The organism is Nocardia donostiensis, from assembly GCF_002081715.1.
GTDB lineage: Bacteria > Actinomycetota > Actinomycetes > Mycobacteriales > Mycobacteriaceae > Nocardia > Nocardia donostiensis.
Genome location: NZ_MUKP01000032.1, coordinates 55,674 through 64,036 on the forward strand (window position 1 = coordinate 55,674; position 8,363 = coordinate 64,036).

An 8,363-nucleotide genomic window follows, 5' to 3' on the forward strand; every position below is an offset into this window, starting at 1 on the left:
TAGGCTTGCGGTCATGCCGATTACCGTCCAGGCCGCGCGCGCCACCGGCCTCACCGCCACCGAGGTGGCGCAGCGTCGCCGCGACGGTCTCACCAACGACGTCCCCGACCGGGCGAGCCGTTCGGTACGCGACATCGTCCGCGCCAATGTCTTCACCCGGATCAATGCGATTCTCGGTGTGCTTTTCGTGCTGGTGCTGGCCACCGGTTCGCTCATCGACGGGATGTTCGGCCTGCTCATCGTGGCCAACAGCGCGGTCGGCATCATCCAGGAGGTCCGGGCCAAACGGACCCTGGACCGGCTGGCCATCGTCGGTCAGGCCCGCCCGACCGTGCGCCGTGACGGCCGCGCCGCACAGATTCCGCCCAAGGACGTGGTCCTCGACGATCTGATCGAACTCGGGCCGGGCGATCAGATCGTGGTCGACGGCGTTGTCGCCGAATCCGAACTGCTCGAGGTCGACGAATCGCTGCTCACCGGGGAAGCCGACCCGGTGCACAAGGAAACAGGCGCCCAGGTGCTGTCCGGCAGCTATGTGGTTGCCGGTTCCGGCGCCTATCGCGCAACCAAGGTCGGCCGCGACGCCTACGCTGCCAAACTGGCCGAGGAGGCCAGCAAGTTCACGCTGGTGAATTCCGAGCTGCGCAGCGGTATCAACACGATTTTGAAGGTCATCACCTTCCTGCTGATCCCCGCAGGCGCCCTCAGCATCTACAACCAGCTGTTCTCCAGCGGAGAAACGTGGCGGCCCGCGGTCACCGGCATGGTGGCGGCACTGGTGCCGATGGTGCCAGAAGGACTGGTGCTGATGACCTCGATCGCGTTCGCGGTGGGCGTGGTCCGATTGGGTGCCCGCAAATGCCTGGTGCAGGAGCTGCCCGCGATCGAAGGCCTGGCCAGGGTGGACGTGGTGTGCGCGGACAAAACCGGGACACTCACCGAGACCGGGATGCGGTTGGCCGAGCTCCGGATGCTCGCCGCCGCTGCCGAGATCGGGGTGGACGACACCGAGGCGCGCCGGGCGTTGGCTGCGATGGCGGGCGACGATCCGCGCCCGAACGCGAGCGTGCAAGCCATCGCCGAGGCGCTGCCCGAGCGGCCCGGCTGGCAGCATACCGCCGTCGCGCCGTTCTCGTCGGCGAAGAAATGGAGCGGCCTGTCCTACGCCGGCCACGGCAACTGGCTGCTCGGCGCGCCCGATGTCCTGCTCGGCTCCGATTCCGCCGACGCCGACACCGCCGAAGAACTCGGCGCGTCCGGGCTGCGCGTGCTGCTGCTGGCGCGCGCGGACCGCAGTGTGGACGCCGACGACGCACCGGGCACGGTCACCCCGGTCGCGCTGGTGGTGCTGGAGCAGAAAATACGCCCCGACGCCCGCGACACCCTGGACTATTTCGCGAGCCAGGACGTGGCGATCAAGGTGATCTCCGGCGACAACGCGGTATCGGTGGGTGCGGTGGCGGCGACGCTGGGGCTGCCCGGCGGCGACCATCCGGTAGACGCGCGGAAACTGCCGGAGGACCGCGACGAGCTGGCCGAGGAGCTGGAACGCAACAGCACCTTCGGGCGAGTGCGTCCCGACCAGAAACGCGCCGTGGTCGGTGCACTGCAGTCGCGCGGGCACACGGTCGCGATGACCGGCGACGGGGTGAACGACGTGCTGGCACTCAAGGACGCCGATATCGGGGTGGCAATGGGTTCGGGCAGCCCGGCCACTCGCGCGGTGGCGCAGATCGTGCTGCTGGACAACAAGTTCGCCACGCTGCCGTACGTGGTGGGGGAGGGCCGCCGGGTCATCGGCAATATCGAGCGGGTCTCGAACCTGTTCCTCACCAAAACCGTGTACTCGGTGTTGCTGGCGTTCCTGGTCGGGGCGGCCGGGGTGGGTTCGCAGATCTTCGGCTACGAACCGATCGGATACCCGTTCCTGCCGCGGCATGTGACGATCGCGGCCTGGTTCACCATCGGCATCCCGGCGTTCATCCTGTCGCTGGCCCCCAACAACGAACGTGCCCGCAGCGGTTTCGTCGGCCGGGTCATGCGCTTGGCCATCCCGTCGGGCGTGGTGATCGGGCTCGCCACCTTCGTGGCGTATCTGATCGCCTACGCGGGCCCGGAGGCCAGCGAGCAGCAGAAAATGCAGGCCGGGACCACGGCGTTGATCACGCTCATCATGATCGCGGTGTGGGTGCTCGCCATCGTCGCCCGCCCGTACACCTGGTGGAAGGTGCTGCTGCTGAGCGTGTCGGTGGCGGCCTACCTGTTCCTGTTCACGGTGCCTTTCACCCAGGAGTTCTTCGCCTTGGATCCGTCGAATCCCGCGCTCACCACGGCGGCCCTGGTGTGCGGCGCGGTCGGGATCGCGCTGGTGGAGGCGGCCTGGTGGATCGGCGCGGCGCTGCGCGGGGAGGAACGCACCCTGATCCCGGCCGCTCCCGGCGCCCGGGCCTGAGCTGCGACCGATCGGACGTACGACCCGCCGCGCCGCCAGAAGCCTTGTGCGGGGCGTGCATTCGGCGTGCGAGTACCTTCTGGTGCCATGGAGGTTCTGTTGCACCAGATCGACGCGTTCGCCGACGCACCGTTCTCCGGTAACCCGGCGGCGGTGATGCCGCTGCCCGCCTGGTTACCCGATGCGATGTTGCAACATCTGGCCGAGGAGAACAACCTCACCGAAACCGCCTTCTACACCGCACATCTCCCGCCTGGAGCCGGTGTGCCGCCGGGGGAGTGGCCCGCCTACCACCTGCGCTGTTTCACCCCGGAAGTGGAGGCCGAGCTGTGCAGTCACGCGACCCTCGCCGCGGCCGCGCAGATCCTCACCGATATACAGCCCGGCGACGACCGGGTCGGCTTCTTCACGCGCAGCGGTTGGTTGCGGGTGGACCGCACCGACGACGACGAATATGTGCTGGACCTCCCCGCGGTCCCCGCAGCGCCGACCGACCCCGACCCGCAGTTGATCGCGGCGCTCGGTGTGCGCCCGATACGCGCCTATACCGGCACCGACGCGGTGGTCGTCGTCGGCAGCGAGCAGGAGGTGCGTGAGGTGCGGCCGGCGCTCGACGACTTCCCCCTGCTGCCGCGCGCCGTGATCGTCACCGCTGCCGGAGTGGATGTCGATTTCGTCTCCCGGGTGTTCGCGCCCGCGATCGGGATCCCAGAAGACCCGGTGAGCGGTTCCGTCTACGCGCAACTGATTCCGCTGTGGAGCTCTGCTCTCGGCCGCACCGCGCTCACGGCCCGCCAGCTGTCGCGTCGAGGTGGGATGCTGCGCGGGCACCTGGTGGACGACCGGGTGTTGTTGACGGGACGGTGCAGGCGATACCTCGACGGGGTCGTCACCTTGCCGTAGCGACACCGATAGCGGCGTCAGCGGCCCGGGACCGGGCCGTCGTCGGGGACAGGGGTGACGGTATCGGTGGTGTCCGGTCGCAGCGGCACCACCGCGAAACGGCCCGCGACCGCGTCGGCGGGCAGCGCCTGCACCGCCCGCACCTCGGGGCGTTCGGCGAGGTCCCGCAGCTCGCTCGGCGTCGCCCGCACGACCAGCCCGGTCACGCAGGCGCAGTCCGCCCGCAGCCGCTCCGCCGACAACTCCAGCACCCGGCGGCTACGTTCGCCGGTGCTTGTGCCGGAGCTGTGTTGTAGCCGATCCCATAGTTGCCCGGCCGCGTCGGCGGACGAGCGCAGCAGCGCGGTATCGCTGTCGGGCACCGGCACGGCCACCAGCGGCGTCGACACGCGGGGGACCGGCGGCTGATACAACACCTGCCCGATCCGCATCTCGCGCCGGTAGTGCGGCAGCGCGGACGCGGGCAGGTATTCGGTGAACGACACCAGTGCCCAATGCTCGCTGGTGTCGGCGCCGATCAGTGACTCCGCAGCGCGGGCGAGGTAGTCGGCGACGAGCTCACCGTTGTGGGGTCCGAGCCGGTCGGTGAACACGCCGTCACGGCGCGGCGGATGCAATACCCCCAACAGCACGATGAGCACCGCCAGCGCGACGGCTACCGCCCCGGCCCCGACGGCGCGCAGCCCCGGGCGGCGCGAATCAGGCATCGCGCAGGACGTCCAGTGCGTGCGTCAGGTCGGCCGGGTATTCGCTGGTGATCTCCAGATAGCGGCCGTCGGCAGGATGCTGGAACCCCAGCGACCGCGCGTGCAGCCACTGCCGGGTCAAACCGAGCCGTTCGGCGAGGCGCGGGTCCGCCCCATAGGTGAGGTCACCGCAGCAGGGGTGGCGGATCGCAGAGAAATGCACCCGGATCTGGTGGGTGCGGCCGGTTTCGAGGTGGATATCGAGCAGGCTCGCCGCCTGGAACGCCTCGACGGTGTCGTAGTGGGTGATGCTGGGGCGGCCGTCGGCGGTGACCGCGAACTTCCATTCGTTGCCCCGGGCGCGGCCGATGGGAGCGTCGATGGTGCCGCTGCTGGGGTCCGGGTGGCCTTGCACCAGCGCGTGGTACCGCTTGTCGACGGTGCGCTGTTTGAACGCGCGTTTGAGCATTGTGTACGCGTGCTCGGACTGGGCGACCACCATCACCCCGGAGGTGCCCACGTCGAGGCGGTGCACGATGCCCTGCCGTTCGTGCGCCCCCGACGTCGAGATCCGATACCCGGCGGCGGCCAGCCCGCCGACCACCGTCGGCCCGGTCCAGCCGACACCGGTGTGCGCGGCGACCCCCACCGGTTTGTCGACGGCGACGATATCGTCGTCGGCGTACAGGATTTTCATCCCTTCCACCGGTTCGGCTTCGATGGTGAGCTCGCGTTTCGGTTCCGGGAAGACCACTTCCAGCCAGGCGCCCGCGGTCAGCCGGTCGGATTTACCGGCGGCAACGCCGTCGAGCTGTACCGAACCCTCCTCGGCCAGCGCGGCCACCGCGGTCCGCGACAGCCCGAGCAGCCGGGACAGGCCGGTATCCACCCGCATTCCGTCCAGCCCGTCCGGGACGGGCATGGTCCTGGTCTCTCTCAAGCGGCGCTCTCCTTGCCGGTGTCGTGCCCGGTCGGCCGGTCGGTGCCGTTCCCGGTGCTGTTGTTGCCATCGTTGTCGGTGATGTCGGCGGGGCCGGTGCTACCGGAACCGGTATCGGCGGCGGCTGCGCTCTCGTCGCGGGTTTCGCTGTCGTTGCGCCCGGCCCGGGTGCCGTCGGGTTCGAAACCGAACACCGTCAGCACCACCAGCAGGATCGCCCCGCACACGATCGACGAATCCGCCACGTTGAACACCGGCCACCAGCCGACCGAGACGAAATCGACCACATGCCCCTGCAGCGGCCCCGGGGACCGGAACAACCGGTCCATCAGGTTGCCGAAAGCGCCGCCGAGCACCATGCCGAGCCCGATCGTCCACCACAGCGAACGCAGCGTCCGCCCGATCCGCAGCACCCCGATCACCACCGCCGCCGCGATCAACGTCAGCAGCCAGGTCATACCGGTGGCCATGGAAAAAGCCGCACCGGGGTTGCGCACCAGCGTGAGCCGCACCACGTCACCGATGATCGAAACCGGCTCACCCGGAGTGAGCCGGGCGACCGCGATCGTCTTGGTGAGCAGATCCAGCCCGAACAGTACTGCCGCGATGATCAGCAGCAGCCGCAACCGCTGTGGGGAACGTGGGGCCGCGGGCTGGTCGGCGGCGGTCTGCTCGGGCGGCGGCCGGTCGTCACTCACGCCGACCATCATCTCTCGAGCAGAGATCGGCCCGTTGCCGCGGTCTCCTCCGGCCTGCTGCCGCCGCCCGCATTCGATGTCTGAGCCTGTGCTCAGGAAGCGGTCGTACCCTGTTGCTCGTGACGGTGTTGTCTTCTCCCCCTGTGCCCCGGATCACCCGCTCGGGGGTCCTGCTCATGGTGTTCGCGGTCGGGTTGTCCGCGTTCGGCGTCGGCTGCGCAGATCGCGGCGAAACCAGCGGTGAGGTCGACGGCGCCGAACCGCTCGGCATCGGCAGTGAGGTGACCGTGCCGATCGCGGCCGCGGTCGCGACAGTGGTGACGCCGGGCGCCGAACCCCGGTCGCTGCTGCGCCCCTCATACACCGAAGGCACCGCCCAGGAGGTGACGTTACGCACCGATCACAGCATTCAGCAGCAGATCGACGACCAACCGGTGCGTGATTTCTCCACCCCTGCCCTGACCATCCCGATGACCGCGCGTGCCGATATCGACGGCGTCGAACTCACCCTCGGCACGGTGACCACTCCCGATCCCGCACTGTCGGAGGCGCTGACCGCCGCCGACGGCTCGCACGCCGGTTTCCAGATGAGCGAACTCGGCGCCATCACCGCGCTGCGGCTGGCCCCGGCCCCCGACACTTCGAACTCCGCCCGGGCAGCCCTGGAGCAGGCGTTCTATCAGGCCGTCTACCGCTCGATCATGTTCCCGGACGAACCGGTCGGCGTGGGTGCGGTGTGGACGGTGCGCCAGGAAGTAGGCGGCGGCGTCACGCTCGATCAGGTGACCACGGCGACCTTGACCGAACGCGACGGCGACCGGCTCAGCATCCAGCTCGATGTTACCCAGATGCCGAAATCGTCGACCTGGGATCTGCCCAACCAATCCGGCACCCTCGATATCGAGGACTACGCCATGCAGGGTACCGGCCGCATCACGGTCGACCTCGGGCTGCCACTGCCGGTGTCGGGTTCGATCGCGCTGGGCGGGCATCAGCACTACCGCGACCCGCGCACCGAGACCATGCTGCGCCAGACCATCGGCACCAAGGTGAGCTGGGGAGAATGAACCCGCGCTGTCAAAACGCCTGGCCGGAGTGAATGCGGAGGTAGGCTCGAAACGCACGGCCGGGACGCGAGGCGGTAGATGGGTAGGCCGTGCGAAGGCAGAAGGTACACATCAAAGCGCATGGCCGGAGCGAATGTGGAGGTACGCCCGGTAACCGATCGAGACCAGGAGGTCTTGTGATGTCTGATGTCTCCCCTGTTCCCGAGGGCTATCCGTCTATTTCCGCGGGACTCGCGATCGACGGCGCGGCCGATGCGATCGAGTTCTACAAGAACGTTTTCGGCGCCACCGAACGCATGCGCATGCCCGGTCCGAACGGCACGATCATGCATTGCGAGCTATTGGTCGGCAATTCCGTGCTCATGCTCGGCGACCCCGCCCCCGATATCGGCTTCCGCGATCCGAAGGCCGTCGGCGGCACCCCGGTCAACCTGTACGTCTACGTCCCCGATGTGGATGCGGCGTTCTCTGCCGCGCTCGCCGCGGGCGCTACCCAGCTCACCGCGCCGGAAACCCAGTTCTACGGCGATCGCACCGGTTCCTTCATCGATCCCTGGGGGCACCAGTGGACGGTCGCCACCCATGTCGAAGACATCGAACCCGAGGAAATGCAACGGCGGATGGCGGAGATGTCCGGGGGCTGAACCGCTCCCCCGCAGGCCTGCGCAACCGGACCCGATCCCCCTCACGGACCGGGTCCGGTTCTCATATGGAATACCCGAGGGTGGCGGACCCGAACCGGTTCGGGTCCGCCGGAGTAGGAAGTATCGCCCCGCGGGCGTGCTTCTGACACAGGCTGCGCAGGGCCGTTGGCCGACCAGTCGTCGTTCAGCCCGTGTATTTGCTGACCGTGAACTCGACCGTTCCCGGTTCCGGCGTATGTGATGCGCCGACGAGGACCGTGGCCACGAATCGGCCGATTCCCGGGCGGAACACCGACGACCGCCCGTCGTTCACCCAATGACCCGGCCCGTATGCGGTACGGGTGATCGACCCCGTCTGCCCGGTGTCGAGATTGCGCCAGGTCAGTGTTACCGGCAGCGTGCACTGCCTGGTCCCGAACATGATCGTGGACAGCGTGAACAGCGCATGCTCCGGATAGGCGTCCCCTTGTACCGACGGCTGAACCTGTGCGATACAGGTGCCGTGCGCTAGTGCATACACCGTGGCGAACTCACCCCCATCGGCTGCCGCGGCGGCAGGCGCGGCGGTAGCAGTGAGCGCAGCGGCTGCGACGGCGGCTCCGGCGGGCAGGACGAGCGAGATCTTCGATGATGTCATCGCCTCACCTCGAGGTCGTGGGGTTGATGCCTGCCAGCATGCTGCGGGCCGCCCCTGTCTCGCGGGACCCGGCCCACCCGACACGCCGCCGAGCTGAGACATCCCCGAGCGAGGGCCGTCGTTGTCGGCGCCTGAGCCTAGAATCGCAGCACCAACCCCCGTCGAGACCTTTGGGAGGAAGGACCGTCTTGGCCGCCTCGTCCGGATCGTTCGTTCATCTGCACAACCACACCGAGTATTCGATGCTCGATGGTGCGGCCAAGATCTCGCCGTTGTTCGCGGAGGCGGAGCGGTTGGGGATGCAGGCGGTCGGGATGACCGACCACGGGAACATGT

At 68.5% G+C, this 8,363-nt stretch carries 9 protein-coding genes; 5 read left to right on the forward strand and 4 right to left on the reverse strand.

The window, feature by feature from the left end; translation table 11 throughout:
• Positions 1-13: 13 nt before the first annotated feature.
• Positions 14-2,452, forward strand: coding sequence for a cation-translocating P-type ATPase (locus B0T44_RS19285; RefSeq protein WP_077121550.1), 2,439 nt, complete (start codon positions 14-16; stop codon positions 2,450-2,452).
• A gap of 87 nt (positions 2,453-2,539) precedes the next feature.
• Positions 2,540-3,355 (forward strand): PhzF family phenazine biosynthesis protein, encoded by an 816-nt coding sequence (locus B0T44_RS19290; RefSeq protein WP_077121552.1) that lies wholly within the window; start codon positions 2,540-2,542, stop codon positions 3,353-3,355.
• 17 nt (positions 3,356-3,372) lie between these two features.
• On the opposite strand, the gene B0T44_RS19295 is transcribed toward B0T44_RS19290, so the two are convergent.
• From B0T44_RS19295 to lspA, 3 genes are read right to left on the reverse strand one after another with little or no spacing between them, the layout of a single operon-like run.
• On the reverse strand, positions 3,373-4,062 hold the full coding sequence (locus B0T44_RS19295; RefSeq protein WP_077121554.1) for a hypothetical protein: 690 nt from the start codon (positions 4,060-4,062) through the stop codon (positions 3,373-3,375).
• Complete coding sequence (locus B0T44_RS19300) at positions 4,055-4,981, reverse strand: RluA family pseudouridine synthase (RefSeq protein WP_077121556.1); 927 nt, start codon at positions 4,979-4,981, stop codon at positions 4,055-4,057. The genes B0T44_RS19295 and B0T44_RS19300 overlap by 8 nt, the downstream gene beginning before the upstream one ends.
• On the reverse strand, positions 4,978-5,691 hold the full coding sequence (gene lspA, locus B0T44_RS19305; protein ID WP_081512336.1) for a signal peptidase II: 714 nt from the start codon (positions 5,689-5,691) through the stop codon (positions 4,978-4,980). The genes B0T44_RS19300 and lspA overlap by 4 nt, the downstream gene beginning before the upstream one ends.
• Before the next feature lie 113 nt (positions 5,692-5,804).
• Between lspA and B0T44_RS19310 the strand changes: the two genes are divergently transcribed.
• Together B0T44_RS19310 and B0T44_RS19315 are read left to right on the forward strand one after the other, a co-directional pair.
• Entirely contained in the window at positions 5,805-6,746 is a 942-nt protein-coding gene (locus tag B0T44_RS19310; protein WP_081512343.1) for a hypothetical protein, read from the forward strand.
• Between the two features lie 179 nt (positions 6,747-6,925).
• On the forward strand, positions 6,926-7,390 hold the full coding sequence (locus B0T44_RS19315) for a VOC family protein (protein ID WP_077121558.1): 465 nt from the start codon (positions 6,926-6,928) through the stop codon (positions 7,388-7,390).
• Positions 7,391-7,574: 184 nt separating this feature from the next.
• Here B0T44_RS19315 and B0T44_RS19320 read toward each other — a convergent pair whose 3' ends face one another.
• Positions 7,575-8,027, reverse strand: a complete 453-nt coding sequence (locus tag B0T44_RS19320; protein ID WP_077121560.1) for a hypothetical protein — start codon at positions 8,025-8,027, stop codon at positions 7,575-7,577.
• A 188-nt stretch (positions 8,028-8,215) separates the two neighbouring features.
• Between B0T44_RS19320 and B0T44_RS28730 the strand changes: the two genes are divergently transcribed.
• Positions 8,216-8,363 (forward strand): PHP domain-containing protein (locus tag B0T44_RS28730; RefSeq protein ID WP_425436890.1); only part of this gene is annotated, 148 nt, incomplete at its 3' end.

Excerpts from the sequence above, each read along its gene's own strand:
- B0T44_RS19295 (WP_077121554.1), bottom strand. The coding sequence starts at position 4,062 with ATGCCTGATTCGCGCCGCCCGGGGCTGCGCGCCGTCGGGGCCGGGGCG.
- B0T44_RS19315 (WP_077121558.1), top strand. The coding sequence starts at position 6,926 with ATGTCTGATGTCTCCCCTGTTCCCGAGGGCTATCCGTCTATTTCCGCG.
- B0T44_RS19285 (WP_077121550.1), top strand. The coding sequence starts at position 14 with ATGCCGATTACCGTCCAGGCCGCGCGCGCCACCGGCCTCACCGCCACC.
- B0T44_RS19320 (WP_077121560.1), bottom strand. The coding sequence starts at position 8,027 with ATGACATCATCGAAGATCTCGCTCGTCCTGCCCGCCGGAGCCGCCGTC.
- lspA (WP_081512336.1), bottom strand. The coding sequence starts at position 5,691 with ATGATGGTCGGCGTGAGTGACGACCGGCCGCCGCCCGAGCAGACCGCC.
- B0T44_RS19290 (WP_077121552.1), top strand. The coding sequence starts at position 2,540 with ATGGAGGTTCTGTTGCACCAGATCGACGCGTTCGCCGACGCACCGTTC.